Here is an 18,697-nt window from a genome sequence, read left to right as displayed (position 1 = left end):
CGCACGAAGTTCTTTTCTTCCGTACCTCAAGTAACCCGAGACGTTGAAATGTATTCCTATCCCGACATCAAGATGCTGATCGGTGGTCAGTGGCGCGCTGCGCCCGGCCAGCCGGTGACAAATCCTTCGGAAGGCACGACCATCGGCACCGTGCCGACGGCGACGCTCACCGACCTCGACGACGCGCTGGCAGCGGCCGAGCGCGGCTTCCGCGTTTGGCGACGCACGTCGCCTGCGCAACGCACCGAGATCATGCTGCGTGCTATCGCGTTGCTTAAGGAACGTGTCGAGAGCATCGCATTTGCCATCTCGCTGGAGCAGGGCAAGACGCTGGCGCAAGCCCGCGCCGAAGTGCTGCGCGGCTGCGATCTGATGACGTGGGACGCCAACGAAGGCAAGCGTCTTTATGGTCGTGTCATTCCCGCCGAGCCGGGCATGCGCCATACCGTTGTGCGTGAACCGCTCGGCGTGATCGCGGCCTTCACGCCGTGGAATTTCCCGATGAGCTCGCCCGCCCGCAAGGTCGGCGGCGCACTCGCGGCGGGCTGCTCGATCATCCTCAAAGCGGCCGAAGAAACGCCCGCCGGTGCCGTGCTGATGGCGCAGGCGTTTCAGGACGCAGGCTTGCCCGACGGTGTGTTCAACCTCGTCTTCGGTGACCCAGCGATGATTTCGTCGCATCTGATCGCAAGCCCTGTTGTGCGCGGCATCACGTTCACGGGCTCCACGCCGGTCGGCAAGCATCTCGCCGGGTTGACGGCCAAGCATATGAAGCCCGCGATTCTGGAACTGGGCGGTCACGCACCGGTCATCGTGTGCGACGACGCCGACCCCCACGCGGCGGCGCTTGCGTGCGTCAAGGGCAAGCTCAACAACGCCGGTCAGGTGTGTGTGGCGCCCACGCGCTTCTTCGTCCATCGCAAGGTCTACGACGCCTTCACGGCTGCCTTCGCGCGTCACGGCGCGGCGATCCGCGCGGGTCACGCCTTCGAATCGTCGAGCGACATCGGCCCGGTGGTGAACCAGCGACGTATGGACGCGCTGCATTCGCTGGTCGACGACGCCGTGGCGCGCGGTGCACGTGTGCTGTGCGGCGGCGTGCGCGCCGAAGGCCCCGGCTACGTGTTTCCGTTCACCGCGCTGGCCGACGTGCCGTCTGATGCGCGCGCAATGCTCGAAGAACCTTTCGGCCCGCTGTCGCTGATCGTGCCCGTCGATAGCCTCGACGAAGCCATCGAACGCGCCAACAGCGTGCCCTATGGGCTGGCAGGTTATGCGTTCACCCGCTCAGCGGCGAATGCCTACCGCCTTGGCGACGAACTCGAAGTCGGCAACCTCGCGATCAACCATCTGGTTTCGGCAGTCTCCGAGACCCCGTTCGGTGGCGTGAAGGACAGCGGCTACGGCAGGGAAGGGGGCACCGAGGGGCTTGAGTGCTACACGCACGTCAAGAGCATCTCGCACCTGATGGAGACGGCGTAACCCGACGACGGATCTGTCGCGGTGAACGTACGGGACACGCTTCACCGCATACACGACGTGCCGGGTGGCGGCTATCGCACATTCAAGCGCTTTGAATGTGCGATGCCCTGACCGGCCCGACAAGGCAACGGGAAAAACCAGGAGACGCTCATGCGGTCCATACATCTTTTAGCACTCCTACCAGTATTGGCGGTTCTGGTAGGTCCGTTTTTCGTCAATCGTGTCACGCCGTATGTGCTCGGCATGCCGTTTCTGCTGGCATGGCTGGCGGGGGCGCTCGTGCTGACGTCGATCGTGATGGCGATCATCTATTACGCGGATCGGGCGCGATTCGAGGCGGCCGACCACGGCCAGAAAGGAGTCTGAGCATGAATAGCGCACTGATCTTCATCTTTCTGGCCATCGCGCTGGCGCTGTTCCTTGGCATCCGCGCGCGACGCGGCAAGGACATGAGTCTGGAGCAATGGGCCGTCGGCGGTCGCGGTTTTGGCGCGGCCATCGTCTTCCTGCTGATGGCGGGCGAGATCTACACGACGTTCGTGTTCCTCGGCGGTAGCGGCTATGCGTACGGCCACGGCGCGGGTGCGTATTACCTGCTCGGCTACGGCAGCCTGCCGTTCATCCTGTCGTACTTCCTGTTGCCGCCGATCTGGCGTTATGCGAAGGAGCGCAACCTGATCTCGCAGCCGGACTTCTTTGCGTCGAAGTACAACAGTCCGGTGCTCGGCGTGCTGGTGGCCATCGTCGGCTTCGCGGCGTTGGTGCCGTACCTCGTGCTTCAGCTCAAGGGCCTTGGCATCATCGTGAGCGTGTCGTCGTATTCGGCGCTCTCGGCGAATCAGGGCGTGCTGATCGGCGCGGTCGTGGTCGCGGTGTACGTGGCGCTGTCCGGCGTGCACGGTTCGGCATGGACGTCGGTCGTCAAAGACGCGCTCGTCATGTTCGTCGCCGTCTTCCTCGGTCTCTATCTGCCGTATCGCTACTACGGTGGCGTGGGCGAAATGTTCGCGGCAATCGAAAAAGCCAAGCCGGGCTTCCTGGCGCTCAAGGATGTGGGCGAAAGCCCGGTGTGGATGGTCTCCACGGTGATCCTGTCGACGCTGGGCTTCTATATGTGGCCGCACATGTTCATGGCGACGTACACGGCCAAGCGTGAGGAAGTGCTGCGCCGCAACGCGTTCGTGCTGCCGATCTACCAGCTCATGCTGTTGTTCATCCTCTTCGTCGGCTTTTCGGCCGTGCTCGCCGTACCGGGCCTGACGGGTGGCGACATCGATCTGGCGTTGTTCAAGGTGTCGCTCGCGACGTTCGATCCGTGGTTCGTCGGCGTGATCGGTGCGGCCGGGATCCTGACGGCACTCGTGCCGGGTTCGATGATCCTGATGACGTCGGCCACGCTGCTCGCGAACAACGTGTATCGCCCGCTGCGTCCCCAGTCGAGCGATGCGCACGTCGCTCGCGTCGCCAAGTGGCTCGCCCCGGCGGTCATGGCGCTGGCGGTGCTGTTCACGCTCAACGGTGGTCAGACCATCGTGGCACTGCTGCTGATGGCCTATGCGCTCGTGACGCAGTTGTTCCCGGTGCTGCTGGCCAGCCTGATCGGCAAGAACCTCGTGACCCGCCCGGCAGCGTTCGCCAGCATCATCGTCGGTGAAGCGACGGTGGCGTGGGTGTCGCTCACGAAGAAATCGGTCGCCGCACTCTTCCCGTTCCTGCCGGACGCGCTCAAGGACCTCAACGTCGGCATCGTGGCGCTGGTGTTCAACATCGCGACGCTGGTGGTCGTGACGCTGCTCACGCGCCGTACGGCTGCTGCTGCACAGCTCTCGGCAGACGCATCGTAATCCAGTCACAAGAGAAGTAACGAAAGCCCGTGGCGGTCCCGAGAGGGCGCCGGGCTTTCGTGCAACAGACCCTAGCTATGACGACTTCCCTCGATATTCATCGCATCGCGTTCGTGCAGGCTGGCTGGCATGCCGACTTGCTTGACGGCGCGCGCGACGCCTTCCGGGCGCGCATGACCGAACTGGGCGTGCCCGCCGACCGTATCCACCACTTCGATGTGCCCGGTGCGTTCGAAATTCCGTTGTTCGCGAGACGTCTCGCGAACAGCGGCCAGTACGACGCCATTGTCGGTGCAGCACTCGTCGTCAACGGCGGGATCTATCGTCACGAGTTCGTGGCGCAGGCTGTGGTCGACGGCCTGATGCGCGTGCAGCTCGACACCGATGTGCCGGTGTTCTCGATGTCGCTCACACCGCACCAGTTCCATTCGCACGACGAGCACTACGGCTTTTTCGACGGGCATCTGCGCCATAAGGGCCGCGAAGTGGCCGACGCCTGTGTCGGCATGCTGCTCGCGCTGGCGAATCTCGACAACCCGGCCGACCCGGCGAATGACGTATCCCCCACACCAACCAAGGAATCTCTGACATGACGCCTCCGAGCGATCTGGACGTATTGCTCGCCGAGGGCGACGCCGACCTGCGCACCTTGCGCCGCGACCTGCATGCCCATCCCGAACTGCGCTTCGAAGAGCGTCGCACGGCGGATGTGGTCGCCGAGTATCTGACGTCGCTCGGCTATACCGTCGACCGTGGCATGGCGGGCACCGGTGTAGTGGCGAGCCTGCCGGGGGTGGACCCGTCGCGGGGCATCGTGTTGCGCGCCGACATGGATGCGCTGCCGATTCAGGAAGCGAACACGTTCTCGCATGCATCGTGTCATCACGGCGTGATGCACGCCTGCGGCCACGACGGCCACACGACGATGCTTCTCGGTGCGGCCCGCGTGCTGCGTCAGTTGCCGCAATTGCCGGGTTCGGTGCACTTCGTCTTCCAGCCGGGCGAGGAGGGCGGTGCGGGCGCGCAGAAGATGATCGACGACGGCCTGTTCGAGCGCTTCCCGACGCAGGCTGTGTTCGGCATGCACAACTGGCCGACGTTGCCAGCGGGCGAGTTCGGTTTGCGCACGGGGCCGATCATGGCGGCGGGCGTTCGTTTCCGGATCACGATTCGGGGGAAGGGCGCGCATGCCGCGCAGCCGCATCTCGGCCTCGATCCGATTCCGCTCGCCTGCTCGATGGTGCTGCAATGCCAGACGCTGGCGGCCCGTCACAAGGATCCCGTCGCCCCGGCGGTCGTCTCCGTGTGCATGATGCACGCGGGCGACACGGACAACGTGATCCCCGACACGGCGGAATTGCGCGGCACGATCCGCACGCTGTCGTCGGCCGTGCTGAACCAGTTGCAGGACGATATCCGCCGCATTGGCGACGGCTTGGCAGCGGCCTATGGTGCGACGATCGAGACCGAGTTCTTCCAGTACTACCCGGCGACCGTCAATACGGCGAACGAAGCCGCGCTGTGCGAGCAAGTGATGCGCGAGACGTTCGGGGACGACGCCACGCACGCCGGCGTGCCGCCCAACATGACGTCCGAGGACTTCGGTTTCATGCTCGAAGCGAAGCCGGGCGCTTATGTGCTGATCGGTAATGCACCACGTGGCGAAACCGGCGTCGGTTTGCATCATCCTGCCTACGACTTTAACGACGACATTATTCGCGACGGCGTGCGGTATTGGGTTGCGCTTGCGCAGGCTTACTACGTAGGACCACGTAGACGATAATTGGCCGAAGTCAAGATTTTTAATGCGGAAAATTCAACGCACCTGCGTATTTTTATCCACGATTCGGGTGCGTTGTGCTTTCCGCTTCGGCATTATTCGTGTCTGATATTTCAACCTAAGTCCCGATGAAATCAACGTAAAAGTACGTCGATTTCATCGAATAAAACGAACGTAAAACTTGCGCATCGGGACAAAATGTTTCGATACGCGTAACGTCTTCTTTTCTCCCTGAAACCCCACTGTTCATGGGGCTTTGCGGCGCATCGGCAAAAGCACATTCCATCGGCTAGAGTGTATTTAAGCGTGTTTTACATGCGCTTTTATCGAACTAGAACAAGAGGAGACTGCTGAGATGCGGTTATTGCTATTGCTGCCGTTCATCGGCTTGTTGTGGGTGCCTTTCTACAACAAAGAACTACCGGCCCTTTGGGGATTCCCTTTCTTTTACTGGTACCAGTTCGCCTGGGTGCCGCTGACCTCGCTGCTGATCTGGATTGTGTTTCGCGACGGTCTGAAGAAAGGGGAAGAATAAATGGACGCCGGTATCAATTGGACTGCGCTAGCGGTCTTCGTATTTTTCTTCATCCTCGTGACCGTCATGGGGTTCTGGGCGTCGCGCTGGATGGCGGGACCGTCCAACAAGGGCGCGCATCTGGACGAGTGGGGCCTCGGTGGCCGTAACTTCGGTGCGTGGATTACGTGGTTCCTCGTCGGCGGCGACTTCTACACCGCTTACACCGTGATCGCTGTTCCGGCGCTGGTCTATGCCGTCGGTGCCTACGGCTTCTTCGCGTTGCCGTACACGATTCTCGTCTACCCGATCGTCTTCCTGATCATGCCCAAGCTGTGGCACGCCGCGCACAAGGCCGGACACGTGACGGCGGCCGATGTGGTCTACGGCCGCTATCAGTCACGCCCGCTGGAGTTCGCGATTGCGCTCACCGGCGTGGTGGCGACGATGCCGTACATCGCGCTGCAACTGATCGGTATGGAAGTCGTGATCAAGGCGCTGGGACTGACCGGCGAGCTGCCGCTGCTCGCCGCGTTCGTGATTCTCGCGTTGTACACGTACTCGGCAGGGTTGCGCGCACCGGCGCTGATCGCCTTCGTCAAGGACCTGATGATCTACATCGTGGTGCTGGTGGCGGTGGTCGTCGTGCCCGCGAAGCTCGGCGGCTACGGTGTCGTGTTCGACTCGGCGCGCGAAGTGTTCGCGAACAAGGGCGGGGCGACCGGCCTGACGCTCAAGCCGTCGCAGTTCCTGCCGTTCGCCACGCTGGCGCTCGGCTCGGCGATGGCCGCGTTCATGTATCCGCATACGCTCACGGGCATTTTCGCCGCGAAGGATGCGAACACGATTCGCAAGAACGCCGTCTTCCTGCCCGCCTACACTGTGCTGCTCGGCCTGATCGCGCTGCTGGGCTTCATGGCTTACGCGGCCGGTGTGAAGGTGCAGACCAACAACGACGTCGTACCGGCGTTGTTCAACGGCCTGTTCCCGAGCTGGTTCGCAGGCTTTGCGTTCGCCGCGATTGCCATTGGTGCATTGGTGCCTGCGGCAGTGATGTCGATTGGCGCATCGAACCTGTTCACGCGCAACTTCTGGAAGCCTTACGTCAACCCGGGGATTTCGAACGAGGGTGAAGCGAAGGTCGCCAAGGTCGTGTCGCTGGTCGTGAAGCTGGGCGCGCTGGTGTTCATCCTGTTCCTGCCGACGAAATTCGCACTCGACTTGCAATTGCTGGGTGGTGTGTGGATTCTGCAAACGTTCCCGGCGCTCGTGTTCGGCCTGTTCGTGGGTTGGTTCGGCGCGCGTGCGTTGCTGTGCGGCTGGGCCGTCGGGATCGTGTGCGGCAGCTGGATGGCGTTTGCCGACGGCATCAAACCGGTGCACTCGTTCACGATAGGCGGTGACCAGTACGCGATGTACACCGGCCTGATTGCGCTGGCGCTGAACGTCGTCGTGGCCGTGGTCGCCAATCTGGTGCTGGGCAAGGGTTCGCGCCCGGCACTGCGTAGTGCGGCGTAATCGCTAAGTTGGCTGAGTGCTCGCGGCGCGCGGTTTGCGTCGCATAAGGGCGCCACATGCCGGGATCATTCCCGGGCACGTGGCGCCTTTTTCGTTTCATCACGCCTGATCGAATCCACTTGCGCGCCACGCACGCAGCCACGTCGCGAGGCCGGTGACAGGGATTCCTGCCTTCGCGTTGAACGTCCCGTCTTTCGGCCATGCCACGCCGTCCTTGCGTGCAAAGGACAGTCGGTACTTGCGCATCGTGTCGTCCGGGTGGGCTGCGGCGTCGGCTTTCAACTGCGGCACTTCCCAGCATTCCACCGAGAACGGACGTCCGAGTTCGGCCGCCAGTGTGCTCGCCAGTTCGCGGTAGGTGAACGTGTCGCCTGCCACGTGCACGACCTGATCGTCGAACGACGGGCGCGACACGGCGATCTGCGCCGTCAGACGGCCGATGTCCTCCGGCGTCGTGACGGTGAGCGCGAAGTCGGGATTGCCCAACGCGTGCACGACGCCTCGCTCTACATCCACCAGCCCGAAGGCGGGCAGCACGACAAAGCTCATGAACATGCCCGTCGAGACGATGGTCCAGCGCACGTCGTTCTGTGCCCGGAGCATGTCGCGCACGTCGAGCTGTTCGTCCCAGACGTCCTGACCGCTGCACCGGCCGACGACGTCGTAATCGACACCGAACTGCCACGGAATGTAATGCGCGACGCGGGCCTTGAGTACGGCCGCCGTAATCTTGCGCTGCGTCCCGGAACCGCCGACGAAGCCGGTGCAGCAGATGATCTGGTCGTAAGGTCGGAAGACGGAGGCGAGCGCTTCTTCCGAGGCGGTGGCGAGATCGGTTTCGACGACGGCGACACGGAGATCGCTTAGCTGCGCAAGCAGTGCCGTGCGCTGTGCCGAATCGGTAGCCGCAGGCCGCAGCAGCACGGAAACGGACGCGACGCGACCGGCGTCGCGCATCGCGCTCATCTTGCGCAGCACGCATTCGCCGAGTTCTCCCGCGCCGAGCACCAGCACGCGGTTTTCCGAGGGATTTCGAGTGGTCATTTGCAACTCCTGTGAAGTTGCGAATAATAGGGACGTTCCGGCCCTTTGATAAGAAGGTACACGCGTGATACTGCCTCCCGGCATCCCCTCCTTCGAAGCGCTCCTCCAGGAATCGCAAGCCGCATGCGACGCGCTCAGCGCAGACGACGACGGCCTCAAGCGCGAGATCCTGGCACATGCCGGTAACCGCTGGTCGCTGGGCGTCGTGCATGCACTGGGCGTGGGCGGCACGTTACGGCACGCCGAGATTGCGCGTCGGCTCGACGGCGTGACGCAGCGCATGCTGACCCGCACACTGCGCCAGTTGGAGCGCGAAGGCCTGATCGCTCGCCACGACTACGACGAAGTGCCGCCGCGCGTCGACTACCGCCTGACCGAGCTGGGGCGCGGGTTGCTCGTCGGCATGGTGCCGCTGTGGCGTTGGGTGATGGACAACGCCGACGATTTTCGCGCGTCGCGTAAAGCGTTTGACGACAAGACGCCTTAAGTTCTCATTTGCCTGCAAGGCGTTCGGCCGCGTTTTGCGCAACAATGCCTGCACCGAATATCCGGCCCGCTGTGCGAGACAACCGGCCGCCCCCAAGACATCAAGGACACGCGATGCGCAATCTGGATCAATACACGATCACGCAGGAAGCGATCGACCGCCTGGCGGGCACGCCGGACCCGCGCGTGCGTGAGGTGCTTACCAGCCTCATTCGCCATCTGCACGACTTCGCACGCGACGTGAATCTGACGGAAGACGAATGGGCCAAGGGGATCGCCTTCCTGACGGCGACCGGCCAGAAGTGCGACGACAAGCGTCAGGAATTCATCCTGTTAAGCGATGTGCTGGGGCTGTCGATGCTCACTGTCGCGATGAATAATGCGAAGCCGCCGGAATGCACCGAGGCGACGGTGTTCGGTCCGTTCTTTGTCGACGGCGCACCGCATTACGAGAACGGCGACGACGTAGCGAACGGCGCATCGGGCGAGCCGTGCGAAGTCAGCGGCAGCATTCGTGGACTGGACGGCCATCCGGTCTCAGGCGCGCGCATCGATGTATGGCAGGCCGACGCGCAGGGCCTGTACGACGTGCAACGCGACGAACTCGACACCGCCCAAGGACGCGGCGTGCTCCATGCCGATGACGAGGGCACGTACCGTTTCCACACGGTGCTGGCCGAAGCGTATCCGATCCCGACCGACGGCCCGGTCGGCGAGTTGCTGACCGCGACGGCGCGGCATCCGTGGCGTCCCGCGCATCTGCACTTCCGTATCGAAGCACCGGGGTATGAGACGCTGGTCACGCATGTCTTCCGCGAAGACGATAAATGGCTCGATTCGGACGCGGTGTTCGGCGTGCGTCAGTCACTGATCGCACCGTGGGTTCGTCGTGAAGACGGCAGCTATTCGCTGCATTACGACTTCGTGCTTAATCCCGTCGCCAGGGGCTGAGCGCTATCGCAGCCGCAGGCCCCACAGGGCATCGAGCACATGCTGGGTTGAGCGCTCCAGCGGTCCGGTGTGATGCGCGATGCCCAGATCGCGCCACAGTGAGGGACGCAGCGGGCGCATGGCGATGCGCTCGTCCGTATGGGGCGTGGTGGCCTCGTGTGGCAGAAGCGCTGCACCGTACCCGGCGGCTACGAGGCTCTTGATCGCGTCGTTGTAGTTGAGTTCGATGCGTGGCGTTGGATGATGTCCGGCGGCGGCGAACCATTCAGCCGTCTGGCGCGACAGGCGCGTCGTACTGTCGTTCAGGATGAGCGGCTGCGCTGCGAGCCAGTCCGGCGTCACGCGTTTGGGCATCTCCCAATGCGCGGGCAGGAAGGCCATCACCGGATCGCGACGCCATTGCCGCAGCGTCAACCCTTTGACCTGCGATTGCGGCAACGCCACCAGCCCGAGATCGAGTGCGCCACGATGCAGGCGGCTGAGCGTCTCCTGTGATGTGAGGATGGCGACCTGCACGTCGATATCCGGATGATCCAGACGCAACGTTTCAAGCGCCTGCGGCAGCAAATGCGCGATGGCCCCTGTCGACGCGCCGATTCTCACCCGTCCCGCCAGTCCCTGCGCGTGCCGCTCGATGTCCTCCAGCGTGCGCTCCGCGTCGGCCAGCAAGCGGCGAGCGCGCTCGACAAGTGCCTCGCCGACCGACGTCGGTCGGACGTGCCCGCGCTTGCGCGACAACAGTTGTGCGCCCACGCGCGCTTCCAGATCCGAGATATGCAGGCTGACGGTCGGCGGCGAGAGGTGCAGCGCTTGCGCTGCGTCGGCAAACGAGCCGCTGTCGGCGACGGCCACCAGCGTCTTCAATCGGTCGAGACTGATCTCTCTCATATCGTCACCATCTTGTCGACAATCGTAGTTCAGGAAAATGGAATTTCAGATTCACGAAATTCAACTTTTTTTATTTCACTCCTGGCGAGAAGATACCACTTCGACGAGGTTCAAGATCCACTGATGGGGTATCCGATATGTCTTCTCCGCTTGTTTTTATCGATGGTGACCAGGGCACCACGGGCTTGCAGATCCACGAGCAACTGCGTGGACGCACCGATATTCAACTGCTGACGTTGCCGGACGCCCATCGCAAGGATCCGCAGCATCGCGCCGAGGCGATCAACAGTTGCGACATCGCCATTCTTTGTCTGCCCGACGCCGCCGCGCGCGAAGCCGCCGCGTCCATCGTCAATCCGCATGTCCGGGTAGTCGACGCGAGTTCGGCACATCGCACGCATGCCGACTGGGTGTACGGCTTTCCCGAAATGACGAAAGGGCAGGCGGCGCGCGTGGCTAGCGCCAAGCGTGTGTCGAACCCCGGCTGCTATCCGACGGGAGCGGTGGGTTTGCTGCGGCCGTTGGTCGACGCCGGGCTGATCCCGCGCGACTATCCGATCAACGTCAATGCCGTGTCGGGGTATTCCGGTCGCGGACGCGCCGGGGTGGAGGAGCACGAGGGACCGAATGCAACGCGCCGGTCGACGTACCGCGTGTACGGGCTGGAGTTGTCGCACAAGCACGCGCCGGAGATCGAGCAGCGCTCGGGCCTCGCGTTCCGTCCCCTGTTCCTGCCGTCGTACGGCTCGTACCGCCAAGGCATCGTGCTGACGATTCCGCTTCAGGCGCGCTTGCTGGCACCGGGCGTCGACGGCCGTGCGTTGCACGACGCTTTGTCGGCTCATTACGCCGATGAAAAATTCGTCCAAGTGATGCCGATGGAAGCGTCCGGCGTTGTGAAACAGCTCGATCCGGAGGCGATGAACGGCACGAACGTCCTGCAATTGAGCGTCTTCGCGCACCCGGAAAAAGGCCAGATCCTGCTTGCAGCGGTGCTCGACAACCTCGGCAAGGGCGCGTCGGGGGCGGCGATTCAGAATCTGGACCTGATGCTCACTCAGTAAAACAGGGGCCATCGGTAAGCCAACGGCGTCCTCGGACGCCGTTGTTTTGTCTGGGACCTGCCCCCGGAAAATTGCGCGGATGTTGTATCGTCAGGGCTCCCGTAATTTGTTGTCGAAGTCCCCCCGATGATGCCGCTTCACTCCGATCCAGCGTTTTTTCAACTACTGGCGGATAGCCGCGCACGACTGCTCGGCCGCCCGCTCGTCCCGCAAGACATCCCCTCCGAAGACGCCGTCGAATGGCTCTATGAGCACGCGCCGTTTGCCGTGCTCGCGCACAACACGGCCGCCGATCCGGTGTTCGTGTACGGCAACAAGATGGCGCAGCGCCGCTTTGGTTACGACTGGGAGGAGATCACCCGTCTGCCGTCGCGCCTGTCGGCCGAAGCGCCGAACCGCGAGGAGCGTCAGCAGTTCCTCGAACGCGTTCAGCGTCTGGGCTATGAGTCGGGCTACAAAGGGGTACGCATCACCAAGACCGGTGAGCGTTTCATGATCGAAGAGGCCACGCTGTGGCAGTTGATCGACGACGACGGCAAGCTGCACGGGCAGGCCGTCGTCATTCCGCGCACACGGGACATGTGATCGTCAGATCCGATCGATAAGCGCGAGGCAGGCATCCATCATGCACGCGCGCAGCACTGCGCTGCCTGCGGCGTTGGGATGAATACGCGACGCGTCGAGCAGCGGACGCGTGCCTTCGAGGCCGTAGTCCGCAACGTCGCCGAAAGCTGCCTGCAAGTCGACGATTGCCAGTTCGTGACGTGCCGCCACTTTCGCGGCAGCGTCCTGATAGGCGGTCATCGGACGCTCGCGTCGCTGGGGCTCGTTGCCACTGTTTTCCGGTGAGCAAGCGAGTACCAGATGCAGCGAAGGGAACTGACTGCGCAGCCGGTCGACGATGGCGTCGAGATTTTGCCCGTAGACGCGAGCGTCGAAGTCGCGCTGGTCGTTCGTGCCGAGCAGCAGAATTGCGGCGTCGAGACCCAGCGAATGCGCGCCTGCAAACCACGCGCCGGAACGCATGGCAGCCAGCCAGTCGGCGGTGGTACTTCCCCCTGCGCCGAGATTGTGCACGCGAATGCCCGGCTTGCCAGGCACCTCGGCACGGTGCTCGATGCCCGAGAGCGTCACCGTGCCCTGTGCGACGGCAATGTCCAGTTCCCACGCGCCGTGCGTGGGAAAGTCCGTCAACCCGTAGCGAGCCTGTCCGGCGATGCCACCCAGCGTCAGACCATGCCACGGCCCGCCATTCCATCGGTAGTTGATCGCTCCACCTACAAAGGCATGCAACACGACGGCCGACGTCGCCTCGCCGCGCCATGTGACGCGAATCAGGTCGCCGGGCGTGTCGCTCATGCTGGTGCAGATGTCGGGCGTCGGCTGATTGCGCACGTTCGTACGCCAGTTGCCCGTGCCTGCCTGACTGAGCCGGTCAGGCTCTGCCGCGCCACCGCGCCGGTCGGACGCGGTGGTGTACGACAGGCCGCACCAGCCGCCGCCGGCATCGCCAAAGCGCTCACGGAGTGCGCGCGCGAGTTCGGGGACGAAATACGTCGGTGCATGGCCGGTCGCCGTGGAAGGGAAACCGGAGCCACGCACCCAGCTGTCGCCGAGCAGTGCGAGGGTCCGTGACGTTCTGGAGAAGCGTTGCATATGGGAAGCGGCGTTTCGATCGCGCGAAGCCGTCTTAGAAAATGTGACGAATACCGACCGTGCCACCCACTTGCGAATTGGTGGACGACGCCGTGAAATTGGCGATGGCCGCGACCGCAGCCTTGCCCGTCGAATCGACGCCTGTCGCACGTTGATACACCATCACGGCATACAGGTCGGTGCGTTTGGACAGCGCGTAGTCGGCACCGAGGTTCCACTGGCCGTAGTTCGCGCCGGAGACGCTGCCGACCGAGCTGCCATGCGTGAACGCATAGGACAGGCCGAGTTGAACCGCCGGAATCGGCCGCCAGGCCACGTTCATTTCATACGTGCTGAGCGTCGCTGTGCCGCTCAGTTGCAGCGGATTGAGCCCGTTGCCCGGCGTGCCGCCCAGATGCTGGAACTGGACATTGGTGAAGATGCCGCCCACGCGCACCGTACCGATCTGGTATGACGCGCCTGCGGCAATCGACTGCATCGTCTTGGCGGATGCAAAACCGCTGTAGACCGGGCTGTTCATATTGAGCGAACTGGCCGAGGTCGCGTTGTTGGCGCTGGGATTCACCCCCCAGCTCGCATAGTTGGGATTGCGCACGTTCTGATAGGCGGCACCCACATCGAGCGGCCCGTTGCGGTACGCGCCAGCGAAGCTGAGGCTCTGGCTGCTGGTGAAGTCGCCAGCCTTGTTGCCGAGGCTGTAAGCCGCTTCGGCGGAAAGGCCGTTGAAGCTCGCGCTTGAGAACTTGATGACGTTGTTGGTGCGGTTCGAGCCGCCGAGATTGTCGAGGTCGCCCGGGTGTGCGCCATAGACACCGGCCCACGACTTCACCACGCCGTTACGCGCAGATCCGGCGGCCGAATAACCCGCCATGTAATCGGTCAGCGCATCGTACTGACGCCCGATGGACAGCGTGCCGAAGCGATTCGCCAGCCCGATCGTCGCGCGACGGCCGAACATCGAGCCACCCTGACCCATGGCCCCGGTGTCGATGCTGTAGCCGCTCTCAAGACGAAATACAGCCGACAGCCCGCCGCCGAGGTCCTCCGTGCCTGCGATGCCCCAGCGGCTGCCTTGCAGGTTGCCGGAAGCCAGTTGGGATGGCGACGCGCCCTTCGCGTTGTTGTTGTAGACAAATCCGTTGTCGATCAGGCCGTACAACCGCACGTTGCTGCTTTGTGCGAATGCGCTGCCGCAAACCAGACAACCGGCGATGGCCATCGCGGGCATTCCATACTTCATCGTGACATCTCCATGGGACCTGAACCCTCGAAAACGCGGCGTTTGCAAGCGTGCCGCGCTGTCGGGGATGTTGTAAGAGTGGTTCGCCGCTCGCGTGTGCACCGTGGGTCCGGCGACCGTGACGGGAGCGGCGAGGGCAGAGTTTTCAAGAAAAAGAAATGTCGCGGAAGCCGAGTTTTGTGGTTCACGATCGATTTTTCCGATAGGGGATGAGTCTTCGGGAAAACCCTGATTCGAAGCATTCTGGGGATCAGTGCGCACGGGGATGCAGGTGGGCCTTCGCGGCGAGGGCAATCGTTCGGAGGACCGGTTTCGCGGGCAGGCTTCGACCCCGTGATCGGCAAAAGCGATACCGATCGCCGAGACCGTGCTTCCCGGCCGAGATTTGGCCTCTTACGATGATTGGGTGTGATATTTGACGGAGCAGAATCACGATGAATGCCAATGAAGTCTTTCCCCTGGTCGATGTCAGCGGCGCCCCCTTCGAGCGCGGCCTGGCGCATGGTCGGCAAGTGCCGGAGCGCGTCGCGCGCAGCCTCGACCTCTATCGCTCGCAGCTCGACAAGCGTGGCGTGTCGCACGAGCGTCAGCGTGCCTTGTCGGCGCGCATGATCCCCATCATCGAAGCCTTCGATGCGACCTATCTCGAAGAAATGCGCGGCATCGCTGAAGGCGCAGGGCTGACGATCGAAGATATCGTGCTGATCAACTGCCGCACGGAAATGATGTACGGTCACCAGGAGATTGGAGAGGCACGCAAAGCGCTCGACGACGGTTGTACCGGCCTGATCGTGATGCCGCAGGCCAGCGCAACGGGCCGTCTGATGCACGCACATAACTGGGACTGGCGTGCCGAGTGTGCCGATACGGGCATCGTGCTGCGCATGCGTCGCGACGACGGTCCCGATCTGCTGGTGTTCACCGAAGCGGGCACGCTTGGCCGTCACGGCATCAACAGCGCAGGGCTGTCGCTCTCGGGCAACTTCCTCACGTCCGAGCGCGATTACGTGAATGCCAGCGAAGCCGACACGCCGCTCGCGCTGATTCGTCGCCGCATGCTCGACTCGGCCAGCATGGCCGATGCCATGAAGGCGCTATGGAGCACGCGCCGTTACGCGTCGAATAACTTGATGCTGGCCGATGCCAAGGGAGAAGCCGTCGATCTCGAATGCGCACCTGACGAGATTTTCTGGCTCACGCCGCAAGACGATGTGCTGGTGCACGCGAACCACTGGATGTGTCCGGTGGCACGTACCAAGCTGCGCGACCTCGGGCTGGCCAAGAGCCCGGACTCGATCTACCGCCAGCGCCGCGTGACTCAGGCGTTGCAAGACGCGCGCCGCGCACACGGCAAGATCGACTGGCCGGTCATCAAGGCCGCACTGGCAGACGATTTCGGTGCGCCCGTCGGCGTGTTGCGCGTGCCGCGAAAGATCAGCTTCGACAGCATTGCGGCCACCGTCTCGACCACCTTGATGGACGCCGCCGAGGGCGTGCTGTGGATCGCGCGCAAGCCATACGAATCTCGCGAGTTCGTCGAATACCGGCTGCGCTGAACTTCGCACGCCGCACGCCGTTCGTTCCGGTGCGCCGGGGACGTCACAAGGAGACGACGTCCCGGCGAAGGCTCTCCCAATCCAACCGATTTCCGATGTTCCCTACAACAACTAAGACATTCCCGCGCCGCAGCGTCCGCGCGTGTCTGGCCGCCGCTGTGTTTGCGACCGCCGCCGCACTCTCGGGCACGGCGATGGCGCAGGCGTCTGCGCCCACGGCCAGCGCGGTGGTCGCCGACACGTCTGCGCCGCCGCCGCATCGCGAGATCCGCTTCGCGCTGAGTACCGATACGCCCACGTCCATGCCGGGCAGCATTCTGCGCAACACCGCGACCGATACGATTCTGGCGCACGTGGTCGAGTCGCTCGTCGCGCTGCGCGCGGACATGAGCATCGGCCCGATGCTGGCGGACTCGTGGGACATCTCGCCCGACGGGAAGACCTACACGTTCCATCTGCGCCACGGCGTGAACTTCCAGAACGGCAAGCCGGTCACTGCAGCTGACGTGAAGTGGAGCTACGAGTACTACATGAACCCGCGCACCGGGTTCTACTGCCGCCGTGCCTATGACGGTCACGCGGGGGCGAAGGTACTGGGCGTGCAAGCGCCGGACCGGCACACCGTGGTGTTCTCGCTCGACAAGCCCTCGGCGCTGTTTCTCAATCACATGACCGACCCGCGCTGTCCGATGGCCGTGCTCAGCCCGGAGAGTGTCGACGCGAAGGGCAAGTGGGTGCATCCGATCGGCACCGGGCCGTATCTGTTCAGCGACTGGCGCCCCGGACAGTACGTGCTGCTCAAGCCGTTCGACGGTTACCGTCCCCGCAAGGAAGAGGCGAGCGGTCTCGCGGGCAGCAAGATCGCGCATGCAGATGTGCGTTTCGTGGTGATTCCGGACGAGACGTCGCAGCTCTCGGCGCTCATGGCCGGGCAGATCGACGCGATGAACATGTCCGAGCAGATCGTGCCGCCGAAGGACCCGCGCTGGCACATCGTGGCCGGTCCGGGCGCCGATCCGGCGACGCTGCTGATACAGAACCGCGACCCGCTTCTCTCCGATGTGCGTATCCGCCGCGCCATTGCGCTGGCCGCCGACCTGCCGGGCATTGCGAACGCGGTGACGGAAGGGCGCACGGGCTACAACCCGTCGCTCGTGCCGAACGCCAGCGCACTGGCCACCGACATCACGAAGGGCGGCTACAAACAGTCGCTTCCCGAGGTCAAGCGTCTGCTCCAGGAAGCGGGTTATCACGGTCAGCCAATTACGCTGGAGACGAATCGCCGCTATTCGCACATGTTCACCATGGCGGTGTACTTGCAATCGTTGCTGACGCATGCGGGCATTAACGTCAAGTTGCAGGTGGTCGAGTGGGGTAAGCAACTGGCGGACTATCGCGCCGGACGCTTTCAACTGATGGCCTTCGGCTACACGGCGCGTACCGATCCGGCGCTGATCTTTGCCGACGTGCTGGGCGATAAGTCGCGCAACCCGCTCGTGCAATGGGAGGACCCGGACGCGCTGGCCCTGCTGCGAAGCATCTCCGGCGAAACCAATGAGACCGTACGCGCAAAGGTGCTAGCCGAGCTGCATGAACGCATGCTGGCCGACGCCCCGATGCTCGTGCTCTACGACTCGCCCGACCTGATTCTGGTCAGCGAGCGCCTGCACGGCGTGACAACGTGGCCGCTGCGTCTGAAGCGCTTCTTTAACGTGACGAAGGACTGAGGCCATGCCGACGTATCTGTTCAAACGCATCGCCATGGCGTTCCCTACGGTGGTGATCGTGGCGGTGCTCGTCTTCGCGATGATTCGCGCCATCCCGGGCGATCCGGCCACACTCATGCTGGGGGACATTCACGACCCCGCCTTGCTCGTCCACCTGCGCCACGAGTTCGGCCTCGACGAATCGCTGCCCATGCAGTTTCTGCACTGGATCGAGCATCTGTTGCGTGGCGATCTGGGCATGTCCATCGCGCGTCACCGCCCGGTGTCCACGCTCATCGCCGAAGCGTTCCCCGTGACGGCGCAGATCGTGCTGTGCGCCACGGTGATCGCGTGCCTCGTGGCGATTCCGGCGGGCCTGTTTGCGGCGTGGCGTCAGAACCATCGCAGCGATCTGGCCGTCGTGATGACGACGATTTTGCTGGTGTCGATTCCGAGCTTCTGGTCCGGCATTCTGTTGATCTGGGTGTTCGGCGTGAAGCTGCACTGGCTGCCGACGTTTGGCTATCAGACGTTTGCGCAAGCGGGATGGGGCTCGTTCAAGTACCTCGTGTTGCCGGTCGTTGCGGTGAGCCTCGGGGAGATTGCCGTCGTCACCCGGATGATCCGCGCGAGCAGCATCGACGTGCTGCGTCTCGAATACATCGCCCACGCACGTGCCAAGGGGCTCAGCGAGGCGCGCGTGTTGGGGCGTCACACCCTGCCGAACGCGTTCGGACCGGCGCTGACGGTCATTGGACTCGTCGTGGGCCACTTGCTCGCGGGCGGCGCGGTTATCGAAACTGTGTTCACGCTACCGGGCATGGGACGTCTGCTGGTCGAGAGCATCTATGCGCGCGATTACCCCGTCGTGCAAGGGTGCCTGCTCGTGATCGCGCTCATCTACGTCGTCATCAATCTGCTGGTGGATCTGCTCTATCCGCTGTTTGATCCCCGACTCAAACACTGAA

The 18,697-nt window shown here is 63.4% G+C and carries 18 protein-coding genes; 14 read left to right on the top strand and 4 right to left on the bottom strand.

The annotated features are described in order from the left end of the window. Window positions 1-48 precede the first annotated feature (48 nt). The 7 genes from ACIQWO_RS18550 to mctP all read left to right on the top strand — a co-directional run bounded on the left by ACIQWO_RS18550 (window position 49) and on the right by mctP (window position 7,138). Entirely contained in the window at window positions 49-1,482 is a 1,434-nt protein-coding gene (locus ACIQWO_RS18550) for an NAD-dependent succinate-semialdehyde dehydrogenase (RefSeq protein WP_402827210.1), read from the top strand. A gap of 150 nt (window positions 1,483-1,632) precedes the next feature. Further along, window positions 1,633-1,848: a DUF3311 domain-containing protein gene (locus ACIQWO_RS18545; protein WP_402827207.1), complete on the top strand. Its 216-nt coding sequence runs from the start codon at window positions 1,633-1,635 to the stop codon at window positions 1,846-1,848. A gap of 2 nt (window positions 1,849-1,850) precedes the next feature. Continuing rightward, on the top strand, window positions 1,851-3,326 hold the full coding sequence (locus ACIQWO_RS18540) for a sodium:solute symporter (RefSeq protein ID WP_402827204.1): 1,476 nt from the start codon (window positions 1,851-1,853) through the stop codon (window positions 3,324-3,326). 77 nt (window positions 3,327-3,403) lie between these two features. Beyond that, on the top strand, window positions 3,404-3,919 hold the full coding sequence (locus ACIQWO_RS18535) for a 6,7-dimethyl-8-ribityllumazine synthase (protein WP_402827201.1): 516 nt from the start codon (window positions 3,404-3,406) through the stop codon (window positions 3,917-3,919). Then, window positions 3,916-5,109 carry a M20 aminoacylase family protein gene (locus ACIQWO_RS18530; protein WP_402827198.1) on the top strand — a complete coding sequence of 398 codons (1,194 nt, stop codon included), beginning with the start codon at window positions 3,916-3,918 and terminating at the stop codon, window positions 5,107-5,109. Before ACIQWO_RS18535 ends, ACIQWO_RS18530 begins: the two co-directional genes overlap by 4 nt. 352 nt (window positions 5,110-5,461) lie before the next feature. Continuing rightward, the gene (locus ACIQWO_RS18525) at window positions 5,462-5,641 is read left to right on the top strand and encodes a DUF3311 domain-containing protein (RefSeq protein WP_039399840.1); all 180 of its coding nucleotides are present in this window, start codon (window positions 5,462-5,464) and stop codon (window positions 5,639-5,641) included. Beyond that, the gene (gene mctP / locus ACIQWO_RS18520; protein ID WP_402827194.1) at window positions 5,642-7,138 is read left to right on the top strand and encodes a monocarboxylate uptake permease MctP; all 1,497 of its coding nucleotides are present in this window, start codon (window positions 5,642-5,644) and stop codon (window positions 7,136-7,138) included. It begins immediately after the preceding gene. Window positions 7,139-7,237: 99 nt separating this feature from the next. Here mctP and ACIQWO_RS18515 read toward each other — a convergent pair whose 3' ends face one another. Next, complete coding sequence (locus ACIQWO_RS18515) at window positions 7,238-8,182, bottom strand: aromatic alcohol reductase (protein WP_402827191.1); 945 nt, start codon at window positions 8,180-8,182, stop codon at window positions 7,238-7,240. Window positions 8,183-8,246: 64 nt separating this feature from the next. On the opposite strand from ACIQWO_RS18515, the gene ACIQWO_RS18510 reads away from it, so the two are divergent. Then, window positions 8,247-8,669 carry a winged helix-turn-helix transcriptional regulator gene (locus tag ACIQWO_RS18510; protein WP_402827188.1) on the top strand — a complete coding sequence of 141 codons (423 nt, stop codon included), beginning with the start codon at window positions 8,247-8,249 and terminating at the stop codon, window positions 8,667-8,669. Between the two features lie 113 nt (window positions 8,670-8,782). Beyond that, entirely contained in the window at window positions 8,783-9,619 is an 837-nt protein-coding gene (locus ACIQWO_RS18505; RefSeq protein WP_402827185.1) for an intradiol ring-cleavage dioxygenase, read from the top strand. Window positions 9,620-9,622: 3 nt separating this feature from the next. Here ACIQWO_RS18505 and ACIQWO_RS18500 read toward each other — a convergent pair whose 3' ends face one another. Then, the gene (locus tag ACIQWO_RS18500; RefSeq protein ID WP_402827182.1) at window positions 9,623-10,507 is read right to left on the bottom strand and encodes a LysR family transcriptional regulator; all 885 of its coding nucleotides are present in this window, start codon (window positions 10,505-10,507) and stop codon (window positions 9,623-9,625) included. Between the two features lie 137 nt (window positions 10,508-10,644). On the opposite strand from ACIQWO_RS18500, the gene argC reads away from it, so the two are divergent. Further along, window positions 10,645-11,571 carry an N-acetyl-gamma-glutamyl-phosphate reductase gene (argC, locus tag ACIQWO_RS18495; protein ID WP_402827179.1) on the top strand — a complete coding sequence of 309 codons (927 nt, stop codon included), beginning with the start codon at window positions 10,645-10,647 and terminating at the stop codon, window positions 11,569-11,571. 126 nt (window positions 11,572-11,697) lie between these two features. Beyond that, window positions 11,698-12,156, top strand: coding sequence for an MEKHLA domain-containing protein (locus ACIQWO_RS18490; protein WP_402827176.1), 459 nt, complete (start codon window positions 11,698-11,700; stop codon window positions 12,154-12,156). Window positions 12,157-12,159: 3 nt separating this feature from the next. On the opposite strand, the gene ACIQWO_RS18485 is transcribed toward ACIQWO_RS18490, so the two are convergent. After that, on the bottom strand, window positions 12,160-13,227 hold the full coding sequence (locus ACIQWO_RS18485; RefSeq protein WP_402827173.1) for an SGNH/GDSL hydrolase family protein: 1,068 nt from the start codon (window positions 13,225-13,227) through the stop codon (window positions 12,160-12,162). Between the two features lie 34 nt (window positions 13,228-13,261). After that, window positions 13,262-14,467 carry a porin gene (locus tag ACIQWO_RS18480; RefSeq protein WP_402827170.1) on the bottom strand — a complete coding sequence of 402 codons (1,206 nt, stop codon included), beginning with the start codon at window positions 14,465-14,467 and terminating at the stop codon, window positions 13,262-13,264. Between the two features lie 434 nt (window positions 14,468-14,901). Between ACIQWO_RS18480 and ACIQWO_RS18475 the strand changes: the two genes are divergently transcribed. From ACIQWO_RS18475 to ACIQWO_RS18465, 3 genes are all read left to right on the top strand, one after another. Continuing rightward, on the top strand, window positions 14,902-16,023 hold the full coding sequence (locus ACIQWO_RS18475; protein ID WP_402827167.1) for a C45 family autoproteolytic acyltransferase/hydolase: 1,122 nt from the start codon (window positions 14,902-14,904) through the stop codon (window positions 16,021-16,023). Window positions 16,024-16,118: 95 nt separating this feature from the next. Beyond that, window positions 16,119-17,750 (top strand): ABC transporter substrate-binding protein, encoded by a 1,632-nt coding sequence (locus ACIQWO_RS18470; RefSeq protein WP_402827164.1) that lies wholly within the window; start codon window positions 16,119-16,121, stop codon window positions 17,748-17,750. Between the two features lie 4 nt (window positions 17,751-17,754). Further along, entirely contained in the window at window positions 17,755-18,696 is a 942-nt protein-coding gene (locus ACIQWO_RS18465; protein ID WP_402827161.1) for an ABC transporter permease, read from the top strand. Window position 18,697: the final 1 nt, after the last annotated feature.

Origin of the sequence: Pandoraea sp. NPDC090278 (assembly GCF_044772185.1) — a bacterium.
Lineage (GTDB): Bacteria > Pseudomonadota > Gammaproteobacteria > Burkholderiales > Burkholderiaceae > Pandoraea.
Note: the sequence above shows the minus strand (reverse complement) of the source record. Positions and strands in the feature narration are given on the sequence as shown.